General features: G+C 43.1%; 19 protein-coding genes. 11 read left to right on the top strand and 8 right to left on the bottom strand.

Annotated elements, in window-relative coordinates:
* Positions 1–10 precede the first annotated feature (10 nt).
* Positions 11–511 carry a hypothetical protein gene (locus ASG85_RS30800; RefSeq protein ID WP_060648795.1) on the top strand — a complete coding sequence of 167 codons (501 nt, stop codon included), beginning with the start codon at positions 11–13 and terminating at the stop codon, positions 509–511.
* Between the two features lie 155 nt (positions 512–666).
* On the opposite strand, the gene ASG85_RS30795 is transcribed toward ASG85_RS30800, so the two are convergent.
* On the bottom strand, positions 667–1068 hold the full coding sequence (locus tag ASG85_RS30795) for an NUDIX hydrolase (protein ID WP_060648794.1): 402 nt from the start codon (positions 1066–1068) through the stop codon (positions 667–669).
* A gap of 263 nt (positions 1069–1331) precedes the next feature.
* A complete protein-coding gene (locus ASG85_RS30790) occupies positions 1332–2210 on the bottom strand; it encodes a pentapeptide repeat-containing protein (protein ID WP_060648793.1) in 879 nt (292 codons plus the stop codon).
* Between the two features lie 270 nt (positions 2211–2480).
* Here ASG85_RS30790 and ASG85_RS30785 point away from each other — a divergent pair, with 270 nt between their 5' ends.
* Positions 2481–3044, top strand: coding sequence for a class I SAM-dependent methyltransferase (locus tag ASG85_RS30785; protein ID WP_060648792.1), 564 nt, complete (start codon positions 2481–2483; stop codon positions 3042–3044).
* Positions 3045–3138: 94 nt separating this feature from the next.
* A complete protein-coding gene (locus ASG85_RS30780) occupies positions 3139–4548 on the top strand; it encodes a PAS domain-containing sensor histidine kinase (protein WP_060648791.1) in 1410 nt (469 codons plus the stop codon).
* An 88-nt stretch (positions 4549–4636) separates the two neighbouring features.
* Here ASG85_RS30780 and ASG85_RS30775 read toward each other — a convergent pair whose 3' ends face one another.
* Positions 4637–5233, bottom strand: coding sequence for a 50S ribosomal protein L25 (locus tag ASG85_RS30775; RefSeq protein ID WP_060648790.1), 597 nt, complete (start codon positions 5231–5233; stop codon positions 4637–4639).
* 164 nt (positions 5234–5397) lie between these two features.
* Between ASG85_RS30775 and ASG85_RS30770 the strand changes: the two genes are divergently transcribed.
* From ASG85_RS30770 to ASG85_RS30750, 5 genes are all read left to right on the top strand, one after another.
* Positions 5398–5691: a hypothetical protein gene (locus tag ASG85_RS30770; protein WP_057306536.1), complete on the top strand. Its 294-nt coding sequence runs from the start codon at positions 5398–5400 to the stop codon at positions 5689–5691.
* A gap of 186 nt (positions 5692–5877) precedes the next feature.
* Positions 5878–10032 carry a response regulator gene (locus ASG85_RS30765; protein WP_060648789.1) on the top strand — a complete coding sequence of 1385 codons (4155 nt, stop codon included), beginning with the start codon at positions 5878–5880 and terminating at the stop codon, positions 10030–10032.
* 2 nt (positions 10033–10034) lie between these two features.
* Positions 10035–10865 (top strand): CheR family methyltransferase, encoded by an 831-nt coding sequence (locus ASG85_RS30760; protein WP_060648788.1) that lies wholly within the window; start codon positions 10035–10037, stop codon positions 10863–10865.
* A gap of 27 nt (positions 10866–10892) precedes the next feature.
* Positions 10893–11486, top strand: a complete 594-nt coding sequence (locus ASG85_RS30755; protein WP_060648787.1) for a chemotaxis protein CheB — start codon at positions 10893–10895, stop codon at positions 11484–11486.
* A 10-nt stretch (positions 11487–11496) separates the two neighbouring features.
* Positions 11497–12669 carry an ATP-binding protein gene (locus ASG85_RS30750; protein ID WP_057306532.1) on the top strand — a complete coding sequence of 391 codons (1173 nt, stop codon included), beginning with the start codon at positions 11497–11499 and terminating at the stop codon, positions 12667–12669.
* Positions 12670–13816: 1147 nt separating this feature from the next.
* Here ASG85_RS30750 and ASG85_RS30740 read toward each other — a convergent pair.
* Both ASG85_RS30740 and ASG85_RS30735 read right to left on the bottom strand, forming a co-directional pair.
* Positions 13817–15733, bottom strand: coding sequence for a PAS domain S-box protein (locus ASG85_RS30740; RefSeq protein ID WP_060648785.1), 1917 nt, complete (start codon positions 15731–15733; stop codon positions 13817–13819).
* 81 nt (positions 15734–15814) lie between these two features.
* Positions 15815–16675, bottom strand: coding sequence for an AraC family transcriptional regulator (locus ASG85_RS30735; protein ID WP_057306530.1), 861 nt, complete (start codon positions 16673–16675; stop codon positions 15815–15817).
* A gap of 136 nt (positions 16676–16811) precedes the next feature.
* Between ASG85_RS30735 and ASG85_RS30730 the strand changes: the two genes are divergently transcribed.
* Positions 16812–19955, top strand: a complete 3144-nt coding sequence (locus tag ASG85_RS30730) for a glycoside hydrolase family 2 TIM barrel-domain containing protein (RefSeq protein WP_060648784.1) — start codon at positions 16812–16814, stop codon at positions 19953–19955.
* Positions 19956–20022: 67 nt separating this feature from the next.
* Here the strand turns inward: ASG85_RS30730 and ASG85_RS30725 are convergent, their stop codons facing one another.
* Genes ASG85_RS30725 through ASG85_RS30715 form a run of 3 tightly spaced genes read right to left on the bottom strand, consistent with a single transcriptional unit; the run spans position 20023 to position 22681 of the window.
* Complete coding sequence (locus ASG85_RS30725; protein ID WP_060648783.1) at positions 20023–21552, bottom strand: MDR family MFS transporter; 1530 nt, start codon at positions 21550–21552, stop codon at positions 20023–20025.
* A 60-nt stretch (positions 21553–21612) separates the two neighbouring features.
* Positions 21613–22335 carry a pentapeptide repeat-containing protein gene (locus ASG85_RS30720; protein WP_057306527.1) on the bottom strand — a complete coding sequence of 241 codons (723 nt, stop codon included), beginning with the start codon at positions 22333–22335 and terminating at the stop codon, positions 21613–21615.
* A gap of 16 nt (positions 22336–22351) precedes the next feature.
* On the bottom strand, positions 22352–22681 hold the full coding sequence (locus ASG85_RS30715) for a PadR family transcriptional regulator (protein WP_060648954.1): 330 nt from the start codon (positions 22679–22681) through the stop codon (positions 22352–22354).
* Positions 22682–22856: 175 nt separating this feature from the next.
* On the opposite strand from ASG85_RS30715, the gene ASG85_RS30710 reads away from it, so the two are divergent.
* Together ASG85_RS30710 and ASG85_RS38345 are read left to right on the top strand one after the other, a co-directional pair.
* Entirely contained in the window at positions 22857–23738 is an 882-nt protein-coding gene (locus tag ASG85_RS30710) for an NAD(P)-dependent oxidoreductase (RefSeq protein WP_060648781.1), read from the top strand.
* Between the two features lie 38 nt (positions 23739–23776).
* On the top strand, positions 23777–23926 hold the full coding sequence (locus ASG85_RS38345; protein ID WP_156396932.1) for a hypothetical protein: 150 nt from the start codon (positions 23777–23779) through the stop codon (positions 23924–23926).
* Positions 23927–24141: the final 215 nt, after the last annotated feature.

The raw sequence follows: 24141 nt of genomic DNA, 5'->3' as shown, positions 1-24141 counted from the left end.
AGGGGTACAGTTGAGATATACAGTGCAATATATACCTCTAAGTAAGATTAAACCGGAAAGTATCGCCGCTAAAACCTCATTAAGAAATAAGGAATTCAAAAAAGTTGCACAAGATTTAATGCATCTGTTGATTGTGCGTAAAAACAGAAAAGAAGGTGGTTACGTCATCCAAGGCGGGCATCATCATTTCGATTTCCTCAAAAAGCAAACAAAAAAAAGTTCTGCTGTGTGTCTTGTAGATGAAGGGAAGATTTCTGCTAGTGTTGGGACGCTTATTAATCGGTTCAGGAAACGACAACTACCTTATGATGTTCCTTACATCTCACCGGATCGGATTGCAGTCAACAGCTGGTCTATCATTCGGACTTTTCTGAAAAGGGAGCCCCGATTTCGAAAGCTTTCTCGAAGACAGCAGTTGAAGGTACTCCGGCTTGGTATTCAATATAGGAAAACAACCATACAATCCATGCAAGCAAAAGTAGAAGATTTATTAAAAAAGATTGTGCACTGATGAGAAAAAGCAAATCAGGGAAATTAGTTGATTAAAATACAATATAAACGAGTAAGGAGCTGCCGCGGGCAGCTCCTTACTTTTTTGTGGACAAGTGTCAATATTGTTTATTGATTTATCCAATAGGAGGAGGAATCCTGTTATTCCTTCATGAATTATGAAAGCATCTTCAACTCGTTCAATTTATCAAAAATAATTTGGCAAACAGGAGATACACGATCCCGGTCATGATAGGTTAACCAGACCAATTCATCTATCTCAGAAGCCGGACTCAGATTTCCTTCGAAATCCGCTGTATAACATGTCATTTTTACTTGCGTACCTTCCGATTTACCATGGGCTTGAGCTTCGAACGTTCCAAAATGCGAGACAGTTTCTGGCTTTATTCGAACGGATAATTCCTCTTCTATTTCTCGAACAAGGGTATCGATATCGGCTTCATCGGGCTCCCTTTTTCCTCCAGGTAAATAAGAAGTATCTTTTCCTTTGGAACGAGCGCCTAATATTTGACCATCAACAACGTATATCCATGCAATCTTATCAATTATTGTAGCCATCTAGTTCTCTCCCTTGGCCTATTTTTCTGAAATTATAGCATAACGGAATACAAGAGTGTACTTATTGATCAGATAGCTGCGGCGGACTGTTGAGTATAGTTGAAGTAGCGGGAATTGGTTTTGAAAAAGGAATTTCAGCAGATTATACCGAAATAGAACATACTGTAAGACGGGCAAGGAAATGGGCAATCGATTGCCATACTTTATGACTAAATCAAAAAAGGTCAACCAGTAAAAACTGGCTGACCTCATAATCTAATACTCTATGCTTTGAAAGTAGACCAGTGAGCTGGGCGAGTGAGCGACGGTGGTAACTTGGTGTTAATATCGCCCTTCGCCGCGTTGAGTTGGGCTTGGGTGAGAAAGATACTATCGGTGAGGTTGGCGCCGCTAAGATCAGCGTCCCGGAAATCGGCCCCGATGAGGTCAGCCACTCTCAGGTCGGCACCTCTGAGGTTAGCAGCAATAAGGTAGGCCCCTCTCAAATTAGCGCCTCTGAGATCGGCACCTTTGAGATTGGCCCCGATAAGGTCGGCTCCTCGACCGTAGGTTTTCTGACGCCCCGCGGTTTTTTTCTGCTTGCGCTGGGCTTCGGCTCGGACGAGCTCGCTCGTCCGTAAAAGCAGAACATTGACATTGGCTCGATGTGCTGCCACGTCCAGTTCCATGAGAGAGTCGCTACTAAGGTGCGTGAGGCGTTCTGTTTCGTCGAGCGCAATGCTGAGTTCACCGTGGATAGGACGGGCAGGTTGCAGCGTCAGCGCTTCGGTCAAATACCAGAGCAGTTCATGGAGTTGACGCATGATCGGGAACACCTCGAACATTTGCTTCGCAGACCCTGGGACTTGACGCCAGTCGTGTCCGCCGAAGGTGACATGGGAAACCTTTTGCCCTGCGCCGAAGCAGTCATAAACCGTACAGCCTCGAAAGCCCAGCTGTCTGAGGTTAGTGTGAACACCGCAGCGGAAGTCCGATTGCAGGTTGGGGCAGGGCTGGCCGGCGTCTTTGTCGATCGCGAAGTCTGACGATGCTGCGTAGGGCAGCGCGACGCAGCACAAGCCGAAGCAATTCTCACAGTCAGATTGCAGACTGAGGGGATTCCTGCCGTTTAAAGTTTCTGCATATTCGTGATTCTCAGACAATGTTGGCCTCCTTCCGTTACACCATATTCTCATACTTGTCTAGTTAATTGCCTAGGCTATGGGTTGGTTATAGAATGTTATTTTTATGTATGAAAAATGAGTGATTTCTTCAATTCTATTATAGTATTACTGAATATTTTTTCTGTCAATCCTTGTCTGTGTTTAGGACCTAGTTGGAGATAGAGGAGTCCTCCTAGGGTGTAGGGTCGAACAAGAAAGGAGTAGATATCTATCTGCAGCAATTGGTTCGTTAATAATTATGATAGATTAATGAAACCCTTGGAGACCAAAAGATTTATAGATATTCGCTCCGAGTTAATAAGCAAAGCCAAGGGCGAAGTTTTGGAAATCGGATGCGGAACAGGAATTAATTTCAGCTTCTATAAGGACGTATCTGTAACAGCAATTGAACCAAATCCAGTTCTAAGGAAGACCTCGTATGAGCGAGCTTCCGAAGCTAAAACTTCTATCCGTGTAATTGAAGGTAATGCTGAGCGATTGTCATTTGCAGATCATTCATTTGATACTGTGGTTGGGACACTAGTTTTATGTACAATACCAAACCCAGTAGAAGCTATTAGAGAAATTAGTAGAGTTTGTAAGCCTACTGGAACAATTTTATTATTCGAGCATGTTCGTCATGAAAATAGCGTAATAGGCAAGCTACAAGATCTCCTATCACCGATATGGAAGAGAGCTTGTGATGGTTGCCATTTGAATAGAGATACAATTCACCTACTAAAACAAGAAGATATAGAAATAATTGAAATAAAGAAACATTTAGGGGACATTTTTGTAACCGTTGAAGCTAGAAAAAGTGATTCATATTATTAATAATTTTTTGAAAATCCCAATTATAATAAAGGTTTTTTTCCATTAAAGACGAATAAGCTACAATCACTTGCTTGAGATAAGGGGATGTTTACTCTTGAAATTGAAAGAACATCTAATCGATTCCTTTATGAATTTAACCTCAGACGGAATTGTCGTCGTTGATGTTAATGGAAAAGTGTTAGAGGTGAATAAGAAGTTTGAAGAATTACATGGCTGGACAAGAGATGAAGTGATCGGGAAAGTATTGCCGATGACTCCAGATAAATATAAGGAAGATGCTCTTCGGCTATATCAGTCTTTAATAGATGGGGAGAAAAGTTCGGATTTCGAAGCGTTAAAACTAAGAAAAGATGGTTCTACCTTTTATGCGAATGTTACGGTCTCACCTATGAAAGATAACGAAGGAGTTATTATTGGGTTCATTGGTGTGGAAAGGGACATTAGTGAGAAGAAAAGAGCCGATGAGGAGCTTTTAGAAAGAGAAAAACAATTTAGAAGGTTGATTAAACTTAATCCAGAACCCATTGCTTTGCATAACGATGGTACTATTCACTTTGTGAATGATGCCTGCTGTACACTGTTTGGCGGTGTTTCTTCAGATGAATTTAAGGGAAAACGAATATATGATTTTTTCTGTTTAAGTGATAAGGATTTCATCCTGGAGCGGCTTCAGTATGTGATGCAGTCTGACTCTTATACGGAGTTTATGGAGATAAAGTTGCAAAAGTTAGATGGAACTATTTTTGATGCTGAAATTTCATCCATTTATGTCGACAAAAACATGGGGTTTCCTGTCGTACAGACCGTGATACGTGATCTCACTGAGCGCAAAAAGTCTGAAGAAGCCATTATTAGAGCCGAAAAACTGTCGCTCATCGGTCAATTGGCAGCTGGGATCGCACATGATATACGGAATCCTTTAACCTCCTTGAAAGGTTTTGTGAAATTATTAAAGGCTAAAAATGCCGACTACGTTGATGTCATGTTGGAAGAATTAGAACATATCAACTATGTTGTCAATGAATTCATGACTCTTGCTAAACCACATCTAAATTGTTATATGGAGAGTACATCCCTTGGTCTTGTCAAAAGTGTGGTTGGTTTTCTGCAGCCTCATGCTCATCTTTATAACGTTCAAATACATATCGACATGGATCCAGACATACCAGCCATTTATTGTAACCCAGATCAAATCAAACAGGTGTTAATTAATATTTTAAAAAATGCAATCGAGTCTATGCCTAATGGGGGAATCATACAAATCGCTATCCGAAATCCAATCCATCAAGGTGTGGTGATCCGCATCGAAGATCAGGGTGTAGGCATTTCTGGAGAGAGGTTATCCCAGTTAGGTGAGCCGTTTTATACGACCAAAGTGAATGGCACTGGTTTAGGGCTTATGGTGTGCAAACGGATCATCGAAGGACATGGAGGTAAATTGTTAATTCAAAGCAAAATTAATCAGGGTACCACGGTGGAAATTGAATTGCCTATTAGAAAATAGTGTAAAACTAAAAACCGACTCTTCCGCATTTGCTGCGAAAAGAGCCGGTTTTATTATTCCTGTGTCAGCGAGGCAATCACTTTAAGCATCAGACAGACTCGGCAGTTTCCTCCGCCTGTTCTGCAGCTGGTTCAACCGCTGCGTCAAGCTTCTGCATGCCAAGTATGGTGGCCAGAATGGTTTCTGGATCACTTAACACTTCAACATGCTTGGGAACTTTAAGATCAGCAATGGTTATATGTTCGCCGATACCTAGCATACTAATATCAATGGCGAGATGTTCTGGCAGCTTGTTCGGCATACAGCGGATCATGACCTCATGAGTTTCTATTTGGAGAATACCGCCTTCCTTGGTGCCCTTAGCTTCTCCGGTGAAATGGACGGCAATCGATGTGTCGAGCTGTTCTTTCATATTAATTTGAAGAAAATCAATATGCAGCAATTGACCCGTCAGGCTATCCTTCTGGACTTCATGGACGATTACCGGCTGTTTGGTTTTGGATGGCAGGGTAACATTCAGGATAGCACGTGGATTGCGTTTCAGTGATGCGCGGATTTCTTTTTCCGGGACAGTGACATGTTCGGAATCCATACGTGAGCTATACACCACAGCAGGAATATGCCCCTCAGCTCGCAGCTTCTTTACAGGACCTGATCTTTCGGATAGTAAAATCGTTGTAGTCATTTGTTGCACCTCCGTAGCATTTGTAAAAGCGGCTTTCAGCCCTATTACTCATTTACCCGATTTATTGTGCATTGAAACAGGTAAGCGGCAGGAAAATTTTTCGTTTTGGGCTTCTTTATCTCCTCATTTGATAGTAAAATAGAGGACAAGAGGAGGATTGATAAATGATGAGTACACTGAAGAGTTTCACTGATTCAGATCAACAAATATCCTTGGAGTTAAGAGATGATCATTTAACTGTGCTTCGTTTCTACGGTGAAACATCCATTTACCCTTTCAAAAATATTTCTCTTGCCTCTGAGCCTATTCCCGAATATCCACTCAATCGTGTGGCTTTAACAGTTATTGATTTCAACACGGGTGTAACCGATTTCAAATTTTCTTCTAGTAAAAATGATTTTGAGATATTCGTCCAAAAGCTGATCGAAGTTCATAGTGAATTTATTCCGAACCACTAGTTTTTCGGTTTTAGTTGAATCTACCAAGGACAGACGATCCCAATCGTTCTGTCCTTTTTGTATATGCTTTTTTGCAAGCAGATTTTTGTTCCTTTTGAGCTCAAAATAGAGGGGGTTTGTCGTAATTTGTAGAATATATACTCCTAAACGTGATACACAGTCTCAACCAAAGAGAGGGCTTGCCACATGCAATGGATTCGGAACGCTAAAATAAATTACAAGCTGATTATTATGATTGTACTACCTATGTTGGGGTTGTTATATTTCTCCACCAATGCCATTTATGGAAAAGTGAAAGAGCTGTCTGAATTAAGCAGGCTGCAGACCCTTGTTACAACGGAAATCTACATCAATGATCTGGTTCATGAGCTTCAGAAAGAGCGGAGCCTATTATCAGGTTACTTTGAAGATGAAACGGTTACGCGCCAACTAACGGATCAACGTAAGTTTACTGATGCGAAGACAAGTGCATTTCGGGAGCAATTAAAGTCATTGAACACATCTGTTTTGGGTGATAAGTTTAAAAAAAATGCAAATAATGCGGTAAGCAAGCTGGACCAAATTGTGATTCAGAGGACGCAAATTGATCAAGGGAAAGCCAATGAGGATGAAACACTTTCTTTTTATTTTGATACGATAAATAGTCTCTTTGATATGATGCAAAACACGAACGAAATAAGCTCGAATCAGCAAATTTCAAACATGCTTAATTCCTATATTCTCTTTTCCAAAAGCAAATTTGCAGTGAGTAGGGAGCGCGCATTATTATTTCATGTTTTTTCCTCGGATCGTGCGGATTTAAATGAGATTGAACAGATCGGTGTGTTAGAGAACGAACAATTGCTTTATTATAAGGAATCCAACTTACTCGCAACAGTGACTGCTGGGCAACTCTATCAGAAAACGGTGAAAGGACAAGCTGTTAACGAGGTCGATCGTCTCGTTCAACTAGTCCTAAAAGCGGAACCAGGGAAAACTCTCGGGGTGGACTCACAGGAATGGCACAACGTGGCGACACAAGAAGTAGATCTTCTTAAAGAGGTTGAGGATGGGCTTTCGTCAGAATTAATTCAAAGTATGGAAACAATCGAAAAGAATACCACGCAATCGTTGATTGGTGTGGCCATATTTAACGTCATTATTCTAATCCTCTCCTTTTTGGTCATCGTTTTGATATCTAGAATGCTTTTATCTCAAATCCGGCTGCTTAAGAAATCTACGGAACTCATTCTGACAGGAGCCACAGATATTCATCTGGACGTTCAATCGAAGGATGAATTTGGTGAGCTGATGGAAGCCTTCAATCAGATGGTAGCTAGTTTTAAGGAGGTCATTACTCAGGCGGATCGCATCTCATTAGGTGAATATGAGCAGACGATTGTTCCCCGATCTGATCAAGATCAACTGAGCGTGGCATTAATTCGAATGCTGACCTCTTTAAAAGAAACAACAGCTGAAAATGAGCGGCAATTTTGGTTGAAAACCCAGTTAGCTCGTCTGACGGGGCTTGCACAAGGCGTTGCAAGTATACAGCAGTTAGTAGGCATGCTTATATCTGAAATTTCGCGTCTTGTCGGAGCAGGTCAAGGCATTATGTATTTGAAAGAGACACAGTCAAGTGAATATCAGTCCAATGAATTTGTCTTACTTGGCAGCTATGCTTTTAAAGAAAGAAAGAACGTTGCGAATCGGGTTCGACCTGGGGAAGGCCTAGTGGGTCAATGCATTCTTGAGAAAAAGCCTATCTTGTTATCGAATGTGCCGGGCGATTATATACACATACAATCGGGTCTCGGGGAAGCGAAACCTTCCCAAATCGTCGTTCTTCCTATCCTCTTCGAGGAGGAAGTGCTGGCCGTTATAGAGCTTGCCGCTTTTAAACCATTTACAGGCATAGAGCACGATCTATTGGAGCAATTATCCGATACACTAGGCGTTGTCATACAAGCCGCTAACAGCCGACAGAAAACGGAAGTGTTATTGCGTGAATCACAACTATTAACGGAAGAGCTTCAAACTCAGCAGGAAGAATTGCGCACGGCCAATGAAGAATTGGAAGAGCAGACGCTGATGCTGAAGCAATCCGAAGAAAAGATGCGAATCCAAAGTGAGGAACTTCAGGCAATTAATGAAGAGCTAGAAGAAAAAACCAACTATTTGGAAGTACAAAAAGCCGACATCGAAAAGCAAAATGCCTTTATTCAATTATCGAAGCAGGACTTAGAAGAAAAAGCGAAAGAGTTGGAACAAGCGAGTCAGTACAAATCGGAGTTTTTGGCCAATATGTCGCATGAACTTCGGACGCCGCTTAACAGCTTGCTGATATTATCCAAATCATTATCATCAAATGAAGATGGTAATTTAACGGAAGATCAAATCGAGTCTGCTAAGATTATTCATAGCGGCGGCTTGGATTTATTGTCTTTAATTAACGACATTTTGGATCTATCCAAAGTGGAAGCGGGCAAATTGGACATCCAAATGGAAGAAGTGAGACTGGACGATCTCCTTCAATCACTCCGTTACCAATTTAATCCAGTTGCCAAAGAAAAGGGCCTTTCGTTCATTTTAAAACTTGACGATCATATCCCGGAAATCGTGACAACAGACGGTCAGCGTACCGAGCAAATTCTGAAGAATCTTTTATCCAATGCATTTAAATTTACGGCTTCAGGAAGCGTTACGGTTGAGATCGCAAGGGCTGGAAAAGGAACGGCTTTCCAAAATAACCATCTGGAAGAAAACGGGGCTCTAGCGTTAACTGTAACCGATACGGGGATAGGTATTCCTGCTAGTAAACAACAAGCTATATTTGAAGCCTTTCAGCAGGCAGATGGCACGACGAGTCGGAAATATGGCGGAACGGGTCTTGGTTTAACTATTTCTAGAGAGTTGGCTAAGCTATTGGGCGGCGAAATTCACATGAATAGTACCGAGGGGAGAGGCAGCAGCTTTACACTTTATCTCCCGCTCGGAGGAGTCGTTAATGTCGAAGTGTCAGAGCCAAAGATAGCGTCGTTTAAAGCTGAGGTTGCTGCAGCAGTCGATTCCTTACAGATTTCAAGTGAATTGTTGATTGCAAGCACTAATGAAGATCATCTGTTAACGGCTCAGCCAGCGAAAACGTTCTTGCCTGACGACCGCGAACACCTTAAGAATAGCGTACAAGACAAAGTTATTTTGATCGTGGAAGACGATCTGGCGTTCGCCAAGATTCTTATGGACATGTCTTACAAAAAGGGATTCAAGTGCCTTGCGGCAGGAGATGGCTTCAGTGCCCTTCAATTAGCCAAGCAGTATATTCCAAGCGCGATTCTTTTGGATTTGGGGCTTCCAGATATGGACGGCCTGAAGGTTCTTGATCATTTGAAATATCACAATGAAACACGACATATTCCTGTGCACATCATTTCAGGCAGGGATAAAAGCTCAGACTCCTTACAGCGCGGGGCCATCGGCTATTTGTCGAAACCGATTCAAGCGGAAGACATTGAAGCTGTTTTTAACAAAATTGAACATAAGCTGCAAGAGCGCATCCAACAGGTTTTAGTTGTTGAGGATGATTTGAATAATCAAAAAGCTATTCATGAACTGCTCAAGCATAAGAAGGTTGACATCCTCAGCGTCACAACGGGTAAAGAAGCTCTGCTATTTATGCGATCACAACCTTTTGATTGTGTGATTCTGGATTTAACATTACCCGATATGACAGGCTTTGAACTGCTGCAGCAGTTAGTTGTTGATTCAGAGGGTTCAATACCGCCGATCATTATTAATACTGGAAAAGAGCTCACACAAGAAGAGTATAAGGAACTAAACCAGTTTACGGACAGCATTGTGATTAAAGGCGCGAATTCACCGGATCGCTTGCTGGATGAAGTTTCTCTATTCCTTCACAGCGTGCATAAATCTCTTCCGCAAGCGCAGAAAGAAATGATTCGTATGGTGCGTGATTCCGATGAAACCTTAAAGGGACGCAAAATTTTGCTGGTGGATGATGACCTTCGCAACACGTTTGCCTTATCCAAAATATTAAGAAAACACGGCTTGGATGTTGTGATGGCGGATAATGGGAAGCTGGCTTTGGATAAACTGGAAAGTGAAACAGGGATCGAGCTGGTCATTATGGATATTATGATGCCGGTGATGGACGGTTATGAAGCCATAGGTCATATTCGCACCATGCCGAAGTTCCAGTCCCTCCCGATTATCGCTTTGACCGCAAAGGCCATGACGGGTGACCGTGAAAAATGTATAGAGAGGGGAGCCAATGATTATATGACGAAACCGGTTGATACCGATAAATTGTTATCATTAATCAGGGTGTGGCTCTTACGATAAAAATGCCAGAAAAACTCGTAGAAAAGATTGAAGTAGATCTAGTACTGGAAGCTATATATCAGCGGCATGGATATGATTTCCGTAACTATGCCCGTTCATCTTTAATGAGAAGATTGCACTATGTTAGGCAGAAGTCAAGATTTGCTCGACTGTCTGATATGATTCCGTTGGTTCTCTATGATGATGCGTTTGCCAATCAATTATTGCTGGATATCTCGGTGACCGTCACCGAAATGTTTCGTGACCCTGAGTTTTTTGTTGAGCTGCGCAGTCTCGTGATTCCCTTGCTCAAGACGTATCCTTTTGTGAAAATATGGCATGCCGGATGTGCGACAGGGGAAGAAGTTTATTCAATGGCAATTTTGCTGGAAGAAGAAGGCTTCTATGATCGTGTTCAGATTTACGCGACAGACATGAATCAAGAGTCACTAACTACTGCAGAAGAAGGCATTTACCCGTTAGAAAGTATCCGAAATTTCACTAAAAATTATCAAAAAAGCGGAGGCAAATCCTCCTTTTCGGATTACTACCATGCTAAATATCAGATGGGCAAAATGAAGGAAGCTTTAAAAAGAAACATCGTGTTCTCGCAGCATAATTTGGCAACGGACAACGCCTTTGGTGAAATGCATCTCATTATTTGCCGGAATGTGCTCATTTACTTTGATAAGCAATTGCAAAATCAGGTCTATCAGCTATTCAACCAAAGTCTCGTTCCACGCGGCTTCTTATGCCTCGGGAGTAAGGAATCTATCGAGTTTTCAGAGATTCATTCTCAGTATGAAGCACTCTCTTCTAAGTGGAGAATTTTTAGGAAGCAGCTGCCAGTGTAAGCAAGGTTATAGAGAGGGAGTGAGCCCATGCGCCCATTGGAAGCCGTTGTTGTGGGGGTATCGGCAGGCGGGCTTAAGGCACTCTCGCGTCTGTTATCCTATCTCCCGTCTGACTACAGCTTACCGATTATCATCGTACAGCATATTTTGGAGAGCAGCGACAGCTATTTAGCTGAATATTTAAATACGCAAGTTGCTATACACGTCAAAGAAGCGATAGATAAAGAGGCCATTCAACCTCATCACGTTTATCTCGCTCCACCTGGTTATCATTTGCTCATTGAAGATGATCGTTCGTTCAGCCTATCCATTGATCCTAAAGTCAATTATTCTCGGCCTTCGATTGACGTTTTGTTTGATAGTGCAGCGTTTGCCTTCCAAGATGGGTGTGTAGGCGTTGTCTTAACAGGGGCAAACCGAGATGGAAGCTCTGGACTCCGGACGATCAAGGAGAGTGGCGGCATAACGATTGTGCAGGACCCTGAAACGGCGGAGTTCCCTATAATGCCACAAGCAGCTATAGACACTGTAAAGGTTGATTATATTTTGTCCTTAGATGACATCGGAAAGTTTCTGAGACAATTACATAATCTCGAACGAATCCATCATTCTAAGAATTAGGAGGGCCTATATGGATACTCAGAAAAATAGGCATCAGGCGCCAAAAATTTTAGTCGTTGATGATCGGAAAGAAAACTTATTCGCTATGCAGAAAATTCTGCAAGTGCTCCATTGTGATCTGTATGTCGTCCAATCAGGCAATGAAGCCTTATCTTATACCTTGCGCCATGACTTTGCGCTTATTTTACTTGATGTGAATATGCCGGAAATGGATGGCTTTGAGCTTGCGGAGCTGCTGCGAAGCAATGAGGAAACGAAGCATATTCCGCTCATTTTTGTAACAGCCAGTAATAAAGAAGATCAGAGCGTATTTAAAGGCTATGAGAGCGGTGCTGTGGACTACTTGTTCAAGCCTGTCAATGCCGATATTCTGCTCAGCAAAGTGAAAATATTTCTAGAACTCAATCGCAGAAATAAAGAGCTTGAGGCGATTCAATCGGAGCTTGAGCGCAGTAACGAGAGCTTAAGGGAGTTTGCACAGGTCGTTTCGCATGATTTGAAGAATCCGCTGAATGTGATTACAGGGTTGAGCGAGCTTCTTATAGCTAGACATAGTGCGGATATGACGCCAAAAGGTAAAGAATATATGAACCAAATTTCAGCGACCGCTGAGAGGATGAACCACTTGATCACCGATTTGCTCTCGTATGCCCAGTTAAACGCGAAATCGGTTACTTTTGGAAATGTCGATTTGAATGAAGTTGTGATGAATGTGATCTCGGACCTAAGCAGCACGATCGAACAAAATGAAGGACAAATCCTCATCCAAGACAGGCTTCCAATTATTCAAGCGGATGCTACGCAATTGTATCAGCTGTTTCAAAATATTATCGCAAACGGGCTGAAGTATCGTAGGAAGGAACAATCGCCGATTATTCAGATTTCCTTATTGGAAGGAAATGAACCGGATACCTTTGTCATTCAAATCCAAGATAATGGCATTGGCATGAAAAAAGAGGACATCCCGTCTATTTTCACTCCCTTCAAACGGCTGGATAATGCCAAGGCCTACGAGGGTACCGGTTTAGGCCTTGCTACGGTGCAAAAAATCATTGAGAGACACGACGGCCTCATGGAAGTGGATAGTGTTCTCGGTGGAGGATCCATTTTTCGTGTGCATCTGCCTATATCTCAAGGTTTTCAAAACAAAAATGTTACGAACCCTGTGAAAGATTTGGTTTAACATAAGTTTTTCCAATATTTTTATGAGGGGAAACTTCAAACCGCCGCGGCGGTTTTTTTGTCTTTATTTGGGTTTGGGGTAAGTGAAGATTCCCCCGGATTCCCTCCGTATTTAGCATGGTTATTTATTGTCCTGATTTAGTGGGAGAAGTGGGTAATTCGGAAAGGAAGTTGTACAACGTACAACAATTTCCTTGTTTTGAGCAAGCAAAGCTGAGAGATGTTGTATGCAGTACAACAATTCAGCTCTTTTATAGGCAATTAGGCCGCTTTTGGCTGAAATTGTTGTATTTTCTGCAATAATCGCGTGAAAAACGTGGATTTGCTTGCAAAATGTTGTACAACGTACAACAATGCTGCGGGTAGTAAGGTATGTTGGCAGCGTAACACGCTTCGCGTCAACCTTTACAAACAATCTCCTCCAAAGAGAGCGAAAGGCTTTTTTTCACCACATAAGAATTTATAAGTTTCCGATTTAATCGGAGACGAAATTCTTTTTGGCGAATAAAGCTAATATAGGGATCTTTGGTCGTAGACCAAAGTCTCTCCTCGCTAAGCGCGGTCGCTCATCTTCGAAAGACCTCGATAGAGGTTTATCTTATAAGATAATTTATATCTTTTGGGTGACCGAGAAGTTTCCCTTTATTACAGGTGGTATAAGGCCTGACATCCGCGCTGCGTGCGACTTGTAACGATATTTTACATCGTTACAGATGTCTCAGCCGTGACTGTCGCGCGCTGGAACGATGATTTTCATCGTTGCAGATGAAAACAGTGCAGACATCCGCGCTGCGTGGTACTTGTAACGATGTTTTACATCGTTACAGATGTCTCAGCCGTGACTGTCGCGCGCTGGAACGATGATTTTCATCGTTGCAGTGAAAACAGTGCAGACATCCGCGCTGCGTGCGACTTGTAACGATGTTTTACATCGTTACAGATGTCTCAGCCGTGACTGTCGCGCGCTGGAACGATGATTTTCATCGTTGCAGATGAAAAAAGCACTGACATCCGCGCTGCGTGTGGCTTGTAACGATGTTTTACATCGTTACAGATGTCCAAGTAGCTGGCAGGGGCTGTTAATCGAAGGAGCTAGCTAATGGCCAGGTTTATCTCATCTAGAAATTTCTAGATTCGCCCATTTCGGTCTAGCCCGTAAAGCGTTTGTTCTCCATATAGCTCTCGATAATAGCCAGAAGAGATTTATTTTTGATCGGTTTGCTCAAATAATCATCCATGCCCGCAGCGAGGCATTTATCGCGATCTTCTTTTAAGGCGTTCGCAGTTACGGCGACGATCATGGGACATCGTTCTGGCGGGAGTGTTTGTTTAATCATTGCGGTTGCATCTAATCCGTTAATGATCGGCATTTGGAGATCCATAAATATTATATCAAAACGGTCCCTTAATGCGGTCTTCACAACTTCTTCCCCATTAGCAGCAACTGCAATGATATGTCCCTGCTTCTCTAACATTTTTATTAAAACAAATTGGTTAATGGCATTGTCTTCGGCGATGAGTATGTGTAGGGAAGCCTGCGTTATACCTTCATTCGAATATGTCTGATATTCATCTGAATAATGATCTTCTTTGAGACATATGGTAAACATAATCGTAGTGCCCGGATCGTCAGTAGGCTCTACCCAAATATCGCCACCCATGAGTCGGACCAGCTTTTTCGATATCGCTAAGCCAAGCCCTGTACCCTCATATTTGCGTGTCATCACATGATCGACTTGATTGAAAGGCTCGAAGATATAGCTTCTTTTATCCGCTGGAATGCCGATTCCGCTATCTTTTACGATAAATTCCAGTTGTATGATGTGATCTTCTTGTATGCGTTTATTGACATGTACGGAGATTCCACCGAATGGCGTAAACTTGATGGCATTGCCAACCAGATTAATAAGTACCTGCTTCAACCGTTCTGAATCACCCACCAAAGAGTGCGGGACGATGGGATCTACTGTAAATGTCGTGGATAACTGTTTTTCATCCGCTTTGGTCGATAATATGTTAAACGTTTCTGAAATGGCATCTCGGATATTAAATGGGATTTCAAGTAATTCCGTTTTACCGGATTCGATTTTGGAGAAGTCTAAAATGTCATTAATGATACGAAGCAGCGTTTCACCGCTCTTATGAATAATCTCGACGTACTCTTTCTGTTCATCGTCTAATGTAGTTGCTTGAAGCAAAAGGTCTGTCATTCCGATAACACCATTCATCGGCGTCCGAATTTCATGGCTCATTATCGCCAGAAATTCACTCTTCGCTTTATTCGTATTCTCAGCTGTTTCCTTCTCAATCATTAATTTCTTCTGTTCTGTCATGTCCTTGGCAATGATATAGAACCCAACATTCATTTCGTTCATGATGATGGGAGCAATCGTTGTCAGTACTTCAACAATATGACCATTGATTTGACGAATATGGTCAATCTTCTTCTCCATGGAAGCATCTAATAGGGAATCCGTTAGGATTTGTTTCACATTATTTTTACCTACAAATCTGGAAAAAGGCATTCCTACGAAATCATTGTTGTAGAGGCCTAATAGTTCCTGTGCCCGCGCATTACCATTGATAATAATTCCGTCCAAATCAAGTGAAATGACGGCATCATGTGTATGCATTTTCAGCGGTGTATATCGATCGATGGACTCTTGCAGCTTTTGTTCGATGAACTTGAGCTGTGAAATATCCGTCATATGAACGATTCCATACAGAGGGGACCCGGTTTGAGTATCGCAAACGAATGTGAGCTGGACAGATGTCCAGATGATGCCACCATTCTTGTGCATGTATCGTATATCCATGGTAAAAGAAGAAGTCAAACGAGCTATTAAGCTTTGAACTTGATCAGAGTAATGGAGCCAATCATCAGGAAAGGTGAGTTCACGAATGTTAAGCTTCTCGAGCTCATCTTCCGAATACCCCAGAATCGAGCAATATGCTGGATTCACTCTCAGTAGGGACCCGTCTAAGGATAAACATGCGATCCCATGAGGAGAGAATTGAACCATCTGCTCGAAGAAACGATGTTTATCAAGTTGTAAGCTGCTCATCATTAGCCCCCAATCATTTTACCCATATATAACCATCATAAGCTTTTTTTGAAACGAAAACGAATTCAAGTAGCAGTCGAACTAACGGAATTCTTCCGATTGGTTCTTTTTGTTGTATTGATTTCTGAAAACTTCGGGCGTCAAACCGACGGATTTGCGAAATGTCGAGATGAAATGCGAAGCGTCGAGGAAGCCGGTCGCGTCAGCGATCTGTTTCACGGTTTGATTAGGCTGAGCGATAAGCATTTCCTTGGATTTCTGTAGGCGCAGCTGCAGTAAGTATTGGTAAGGAGAGAGTCCAAATGCTTTGCGGAACAATGTATTGACGTGTTGTGAGCTTATGCCAAGCAGCTGAGCCATCCACCTGAGCCCTACGTCGGAAGCAGCGTAGCTAATCTCAAGCTCCAACAAAAGAGGCAGTAAACGCTCGTGACTTTGGGAAAAGGATGCGCTTTTATTTACGTTGCCGTGTTTTTTGAGCAGTGTCAGGAATTGATAGATTTCAAGTGAACCATTCATGCCTGTGAAGTCATGGCTGTAGCGGTACTTTTCATAATAGTATTCATGAATACTAGCGAGTGGAGTTTCCATGCCCCAGCTAATTGATGTGGATAAAGGTATCTCTAAGGCATATACAATGGAGGCAGCGAGTGCGCCATCGAAGGTTAAATACCATGTCGACCACTTGGCGGCTGTGATGTTATATTCATGCGGGACGCCAGCAGGCAGGAGCATGCCTTGATTCTCACTCAGCTTGACGGATCCGCTTTCGAGGATAATCTCTCCGCTGCCTTCAATCGTTTGGAGCCAATGGAAGCAGGGATAACCTTCTTCTCGCTTGTAGAACTGCTGTTCATTTTCGTAACCGACTGTTTCCAGGATGAGAGGAAGCTTCCGATCCGTTTCTGTAATGACGAAAAATTTCCTGTAATCGATAGCCATCGCTAGAGGGTCAACTCTTTCATTTTTTAATATGTGATGCGTATTATCTTATATTTTAAAAGAAATTATTGTCTTGTACAATAAGAAGATAGTTGAAGAAATTTATACAACCTTATAGAAGCGAGGAATTCAAGAGATGGCTAAAAAATTCGAATATACACCGCCTGCAAACGGATACCCGGAATGGAATAATAATCCTCAGATTTTTCAATTGAACCGCATGGAAGCTCATGCCACTTTAATGCCTTACAAGTCCGAAGAAGAGGCACTTGCTGGGGTTCGTGAAGCGTCCAATTCTTACCAATCCTTGAATGGAACTTGGAAGTTTCATTTTGCTGAGAATGCGCAAGGCCGTCCGCAAGAGTTTCACAAGATCGACTATGATTGCAGCAGTTGGGCGGACATCGCCGTACCTTCCCATTGGCAGCTGCAAGGCTTCGACTTCCCACAGTATACGAATATCATCTATCCTTGGGTTGGCCATGAAGACTTGAAGTCACCATTTGCTCCTGTAAAGTATAACCCTGTGGGTTCATATTCCCGCAGCTTTACGGTCCCGGCAGCATGGGCAGATCAACCTGTATATCTGAGCTTTCAGGGTGTTGAATCGGCTTTTTATGTGTGGGTAAACGGCGATTTGGTGGGCTTTAGTCAGGATTCGTTTACACCTGCGGATTTTGATATTACACCCTACTTGGTGGAGGGTGAGAATAAGCTTGCCGTGGAGGTTTACCGTTGGAGTGATGCGAGCTGGTTGGAGGATCAAGATTTCTGGCGGTTAAGCGGTATTTTCCGCGATGTATATATGTATAGCACGCCACCGACGCATATTTCAGATTTCAAGGTGCTAACGAATCTGGACGATTCCTTCGAAAATGCGGAGCTGTCTATTCAAGCAAAAGTCACAAATTACGATGGACTTAGCAGCGGTACACGCCGTGTGGAAGCTTCTCTTTATGATAGTGAGTTGAAGCCGCTGTGGAAGGAGCCTCTTTCCGTAGAAATAAATGTAGGTGGCCTAGCTAAACAAGAAGTAGAGCTCTCCATCCAGGTGGATTCGCCTGCAAAATGGAGCACGGAGAAGCCTACTCTATATACACTTGTTTTGAGCTTAAAAGATGAGGATGGCTCACTTCTGGAAACGGAAAGCTGCAAGGTTGGATTCCGTAAATTCGAAATCCAAGACGGTTTGATGAAGATCAATGGTGAGCGTATTGTGTTCAAAGGGGTTAATCGTCATGAATTCGATACGGATCGCGGCCGTTCTGTGGATAAAGCAAGCATGCTTGCTGATATTTTGCTCATGAAACAACATAATATTAATGCAGTACGGACATCACACTATCCAAACAACCCGCACTGGTATGAACTATGTGACCAATATGGGCTGTATGTAATTGATGAAACGAATCTCGAGACACATGGCTCATGGAGTTATGGATCGGACGTTGAAGCAGACGCCGTTCCGGGAAGTAAGCCGGAATGGACAGGAGCTGTGCTGGATCGTGCGAATTCGATGATGCAAAGAGATAAGAACCATCCATCGATTGTCATTTGGTCGTTAGGCAATGAGGCATTCGGTGGCGATAACTTTATTAAAATGCATGACTTCTTGCGTGAAGCCGATCCATCAAGAGTTGTACATTATGAAGGAGTTTTCCACTTCCGCGCATCAGAAGCGGCATCGGACATTGAAAGTCAGATGTACAGCAAAATTGAGAAAATCGAAGAATACGCGATGAGTAACCCGAAGAAACCGTTTATTCTGTGTGAATACAGCCATGCAATGGGGAATTCATGCGGCAATCTATTTAAGTACTGGGAGTTGTTTGACAAATATCCGGTGCTTCAAGGCGGCTTTATTTGGGATTGGATTGATCAATCGATCCGGACAACAACACCTGAGGGTGTTACCTATCAAGCCTATGGCGGCGATTTCGGGGATAAACCGAATGATGGCAACTTCTGCGGTAACGGATTAATCTTCGCTGATCGTACACCATCACCGAAGATCTATGAAGTGAAGAAATGCTACCAGAATGTGAAGTTTGAAGCGCTCGATCTTGCTAGTGGCCAAGTGAAGGTGACGAATCAATATTTATTTACGGATCTCAGTGAGTTTGATTGGACATGGACGATTGCACGTAATGGTGAGCCTGTTGGTGAAGCCAAACGTGGACAATTCACTGTAAAGCCAGGAGAAACAGCTGTTATTGAGTTGGCTCTAGATCAAATGGAAACCATTTTGCCGAAAGATGAGTTCGTACTGACGATCAGTCTACAGCTGAAAGCAGATACGAATTGGGCGCAGAAAGGACATGAAATCGCTTGGGAGCAGTTCTTACTTCCAGTTCGTAAAGCGGCTTGGTCTTATTCTGAAAAGGCTGTCCAAGAATCTGCGGCGACCTTGTCCACTCTAGAAGCTGTACAAATTACATCAACAAAGGAAACAATAAGCCTTAAGGGAGGCAACTTCTCTCTTCAATTCAATGCTGCAACCGGTGATATCACTTCCTACATGTACGAGAGAAGAGAGCTGTTCCTGACAGGTCCTATCCCTAATTTCTGGCGTGCTTATACCGATAATGATCGCGGCAACCAGCATCACATTCGCTGTGCGCCATGGCAAGAGGCAGGCAGCGGAAGAACGCTGCAATCTTTGACAGCTAAATCGATTGGCGATGGCCGTGCCGAGGTGCACATTCACTTTGAATTAGCAACGAAGCCAACTTCCGAGGTGCAATTGGTTTACACAGTATCGCCAAACGGCGAAGTAGAAGTACGTATGGAGCTCGTACCTGGAACTCACTTACCTGAAATTCCGGAGATTGGCGTACTCTTCCAATTAGACCGCTCCTTTCAGCAATTGAGCTGGTACGGACGCGGACCACACGAGAACTATTGGGACCGAGCTGCCGGAGCCAAACTAGCTTTACATAGCGGTACCGTTGAAGAACAGTTCGTGCCCTATTTACGCCCGCAGGAATGCGGTAATAAAACGGATGTGCGCTGGGCAACGTTGACAGATGCGAACGGTCGTGGTCTTCGCATTACGGGACTGCCTACCGTTGAACTGAATGCACTGCCATATTTACCTTCCGAGTTGGAAGCTCATGACCATACGTATAAGCTGCCAGCTAGCGACAAAGTCGTGCTGCGAGTGAACTATAAGCAAATGGGCGTCGGCGGGGACGACAGCTGGGGAGCAAGAACACACCCTGAGTTCACGCTGTATGCTAACCGTACTTATTCGTACTCATTCACGTTTAAAGGAATTTAAAGAATTGGAAATGAAAAGTGCCGCTCCATCTACAGATTGCTGTAGTTGGAGCGGCACTTTTTTTAACTTAATGTGACATCGCTGCTTCGGTTTCTTGGGCTGGATCCAGCTTCTCTTTACTCATTGCGATGGCACAAACGAAGGCAAGAACAGCAGGAAGTATAGTCCAAGCAAAGGTGAGAACGATGGAAGACGATAATGCGGTTGTGATTTTCTCAAGAACAGGAGCAGGAATCTCCATTCGTTTTGCGGGATCAAGCAGTGTATGCGAGTCCCCGGTTGGTATGGCAGCTCCCGTTTGACCTTGACCTGCAAATACATCCGTCAATTTTCGCGTTAATGCATGACTCTGAACAATTCCGAATACGGTGATACCCAGCGTCATCCCCAAGGAGCGTAGGAAGTTCAGTGTTGATGAGGCTGAACCACGCTGCCGTGGCTCGAATAGATGAATGGCAGCATTACTTAATACGGAGAAGGAAGCCCCAATGCCAAGTCCGATAATGATCATGTAGATCGTGACAAGCCAACGAGGGGATTCTGGCGATAACGTAGTCAAGAGAGCTGTTCCGACAATAAGGAGGAAGGTCGTTGGAATCATTATCGCTCGATAACTCATTTTATTCATTAAGAAACCGCCGCCTGTTGCCGTTACAACGGAGCCTAACATCATAGGAAGAAGAACTAAACCCGAATTGGTAGCGGTCCCGCCTAATACACCTTGAATGAAAATTGGGATATAGACAGATGCTGTGATAAAAGCTGCGCCGCTAAAAATGGCAACGGCATTGCTTGATGCATACAAACGATTTTTGAACATCGCAAAAGAGATAATAGGTTCGGCAGCTCGACGTTCTACGAAGACGAAGATGATTGTCAATACCGCAAACAAGGCGAATAAACCAAGGATAAATGCTGAATCCCATGCGTATTCCTTGCCTCCCAATTCCAGAGCGAACATGAGGGAGACGATGGCGCCAACGAGTGTCAAAGCGCCCCACCAATCGATTCTTTGCTTAGAATGCTCAACGGATTCACGATAGAAGAAAGCTACAAAAATAAGTGAGATTAAACCAAGAGGGAGATTAATGTAAAATACCCATTTCCAGTTCACATAATCTGTGATATAAGCGCCAAGAAGTGGCCCGAAAATGCTGGACATGCCGAACACGGCGCCGAACAGTCCACCTAGTTTACCGCGGCTTTCTGCGGGTACGGCATCGAACATAATCGTGAAAGCAACCGGTAACATGGCGCCGCCGCCGATACCTTGAATTGCGCGATAGATGCTGAGCTCTATGATCGAACTTGCTGTTCCGCAAAGAATAGATCCAAGCATGAACACGATAACACCAAAGATGAAAAACTTTTTGCGTCCATACATATCGGAAAGTTTGCCGAAAATTGGCATGCCGGCCATTTCCGCCACCATATAAGCTGAAGTGACCCAAACGAATTTATCCAATCCGCCTAATTCACCGATGATGGTGCCCATGGCTGTAGCTACAATGGTATTATCCATGGCAGCCATTAGGATACCCAGCAATAACCCGGCGATGACAATGCCTAAGCCTTTGTTTTTGTTTTGCGCTACCATAATGATTGTTGTCCTCACTTTCTCTGAATCCGATTTAATTTTTATCTATGGGGTGGGTTACTAAATGATAGTAACATGACTTAAGTTGGCTTTAAACCCTTTTAACAAAGCATAGGTTACTTTATCCATCTTGGCACCATCGAAGATTGTTTTCTTAATGTCAGATTTGAAGGAACAGCTTTGAAGTGTGGCATTTCGGAACGTGGTTCCTTTTAGATTGGAATGATGAAAAGTAGTTCCTGTAAAGAGTAGGTTATCCATACATACTCCAGTTAAATCGCAAGAACGGAACTCTATAAGGTCTAACATACAATTCTTGAAGCTGACACCTCTAAGATTGGATTTAGAAAACTTCGTTCCCGTCAAATTCGCACCGTCGAACTTAACCCGATCTAAATTGCTGCACTTAAAGGAAGCATTGGTTAAGTCTGAATGGCTGAAATCGGAATCTTGCAGGTTGCTGTAATTGAACTTGCCATCATGCACTTGGATAGACTTTAGGTCGGATTTTTGCAAATTCTGCATAGAGAAATCAATGCCAATGATTTGTTGGAGCTTCGTGGTGTTTGCATGAATGCTTTCGATCAATTCAGATATTTCGCCGATGGAAGCGATCGTCCTTTGAAAGGCAGCTTCTTCATCGAAGCCATCTTTTTGCAGATCTTGGAGTCTTTCCTGCAAATCAGTTAAAAGCTCTTCTTTTAATTCTTGGATGGGTCTCAAATCTTCATAATGTGAAAAAACATCATTCAAATAAGCAATGAGCCTCGGGTTTGGTTTCATCCATCATACCGCCTTTCTAAATGAGCAAATTGAGAATGGTCTTCGCATGTTCCCAATTTAACTTGTTGATCTTAAAAGCTTCTTTGCCCTTATCGGTAATGCGATAGTACTTTCTACGGCCGCCTTGCGTTTCATCCCCCCAGTAAGAGGTTATGCTTTCTTCCTGTTCTAGTCGCTTGAGACTGGAGTACATCGTTGCTTCTTTCAGTTCATATTCCCCGCCTGAAGTAACTTGCACGAGCTTTGAAATTTCATAGCCATATTTATCTCCGGAAATTAAAAACTTGAGAATAATAGTGTCGGTGTGTCCTCGAATGAGATCGGACGTTATTTTCAAGTCAACGATAATCCTCACCTCCTAGATTAAAATATACACGAGAATACTATGTCTGTCAAAGTAATTTTATTTTCGTTACACATTTAGGTATGAGCTCAGTTTGACCAGATGCACAGACGATGATAACTTAAGAATGAAACATATTCGAAATCAGTTGCTGTTAAAATGAAAGGTGGCATTCATCGTGGTAATCAATCCGGCACAAACGATTGTAGGCTTAGTAGGAACAGGTGTCATGGGCAAAAGTATGGCAGGCCATTTTATTCAAGCAGGCTACGAGGTACATATATATAATCGAACGAAATCCAAGGCACAGGAGCTGTTGGATCAGGGGGCTCACTGGCAGGATTCACCTGGACTTTTAGCGCAGCAATGTGATGTAATTATTACAATGGTAGGTTTCCCTAAGGACGTAGAAGAGATTTATTTAGGCGAAAATGGCATTCTTTCTAACACTAAGCCGGGCAGCTATGTAATTGATATGACAACATCTAGTCCGATGCTGGCCAAACAGATTTATGAAAAAGCACTCACGCGACAAGTGTTTTCATTAGATGCTCCTGTTTCGGGCGGTGATATTGGAGCTAAGGAAGCGAGATTATCGATTATGGTTGGGGGCTCGCGTGAAGCTTTTGATACCATGCTGCCGCTTTTTGAGAAGATTGGCACCAATATCGTCTACCAAGGAGAAGCCGGTGCAGGCCAGCATACGAAAATGTGCAACCAAATCGCAATCGCAAGTAATATGATGGGCGTTGTTGAAGCGCTCGTATATGCGAAGAAATCAGGACTCGACCCTTCGACTGTGCTCAAAAGCATTGAATCGGGTGCGGCGGGCAGTTGGTCCTTAAGCAACCTGGCTCCACGCATCATCGCTGGGAATTTTGCTCCAGGCTTTTATGTGAAGCACTTCATCAAAGATATGAAGATCGCGCTTCAATCTGCTGAGGAAATGAAAGTGGAGCTGCCTGGACTAACACTGGCGAAATCTCTTTATGAGCAGCTAGCTGCGAGCGGCGAAGAAGACAGCGGTACTCAAGCGCTGTTTAAGATTATAAATAAGTAGCTCGAGATAGTGAGCTATTGAAGGAGAGCAAGCATCCCGTGAAGGATGCTTTTTTTTGTATTTATATCTTTTGGGTGACCGAGAGGTTTCACTTATTACAGGTGGTAAAAGGCCTGATATCTGTGCTGGAACTTTTCATCGTTGCAGATGAAAACAGCGCTGACATCGGGGCTGCGTGTGGCTTGTAACGATGTTTTACATCGTTACAGATGTCTCAGCCGTGGCTGTCGTGCGCTGCAACGATGATTTTCATCGTTGCAGATGAAAACAGTGCTGACATCCGTGCTGCGTGTGGCTTGTAACGATGTTTTACATCGTTACAGATGTCTCAGCCGTTGCTGTCGCGCGCTGGAACGATGATTTTCATCGTTGCAGATGAAAACAGTGTTGACATCGGCGCTGT

The sequence above is a fragment of the Paenibacillus sp. Soil724D2 genome (genome assembly GCF_001427935.1).
GTDB lineage: Bacteria > Bacillota > Bacilli > Paenibacillales > NBRC-103111 > Paenibacillus_E.
The sequence above is the reverse complement of the archived record's forward strand: the minus strand, read 5'-3'. Positions and strand labels throughout refer to the sequence as shown.

Excerpts from the sequence above, each read along its gene's own strand:
- ASG85_RS30720 (WP_057306527.1), bottom strand. The coding sequence starts at position 22,335 with ATGAAACCAAACCCGAGGCTCATTGCTTATTTGAATGATGTTTTTTCA.
- ASG85_RS30785 (WP_060648792.1), top strand. The coding sequence starts at position 2,481 with ATGAAACCCTTGGAGACCAAAAGATTTATAGATATTCGCTCCGAGTTA.
- ASG85_RS30725 (WP_060648783.1), bottom strand. The coding sequence starts at position 21,552 with ATGGTAGCGCAAAACAAAAACAAAGGCTTAGGCATTGTCATCGCCGGG.
- ASG85_RS30795 (WP_060648794.1), bottom strand. The coding sequence starts at position 1,068 with ATGGCTACAATAATTGATAAGATTGCATGGATATACGTTGTTGATGGT.
- ASG85_RS30770 (WP_057306536.1), top strand. The coding sequence starts at position 5,398 with ATGATGAGTACACTGAAGAGTTTCACTGATTCAGATCAACAAATATCC.
- ASG85_RS30730 (WP_060648784.1), top strand. The coding sequence starts at position 16,812 with ATGGCTAAAAAATTCGAATATACACCGCCTGCAAACGGATACCCGGAA.
- ASG85_RS30740 (WP_060648785.1), bottom strand. The coding sequence starts at position 15,733 with ATGAGCAGCTTACAACTTGATAAACATCGTTTCTTCGAGCAGATGGTT.
- ASG85_RS30755 (WP_060648787.1), top strand. The coding sequence starts at position 10,893 with ATGCGCCCATTGGAAGCCGTTGTTGTGGGGGTATCGGCAGGCGGGCTT.
- ASG85_RS30765 (WP_060648789.1), top strand. The coding sequence starts at position 5,878 with ATGCAATGGATTCGGAACGCTAAAATAAATTACAAGCTGATTATTATG.
- ASG85_RS30775 (WP_060648790.1), bottom strand. The coding sequence starts at position 5,233 with ATGACTACAACGATTTTACTATCCGAAAGATCAGGTCCTGTAAAGAAG.
- ASG85_RS30760 (WP_060648788.1), top strand. The coding sequence starts at position 10,035 with ATGCCAGAAAAACTCGTAGAAAAGATTGAAGTAGATCTAGTACTGGAA.
- ASG85_RS30750 (WP_057306532.1), top strand. The coding sequence starts at position 11,497 with ATGGATACTCAGAAAAATAGGCATCAGGCGCCAAAAATTTTAGTCGTT.
- ASG85_RS30735 (WP_057306530.1), bottom strand. The coding sequence starts at position 16,675 with ATGGCTATCGATTACAGGAAATTTTTCGTCATTACAGAAACGGATCGG.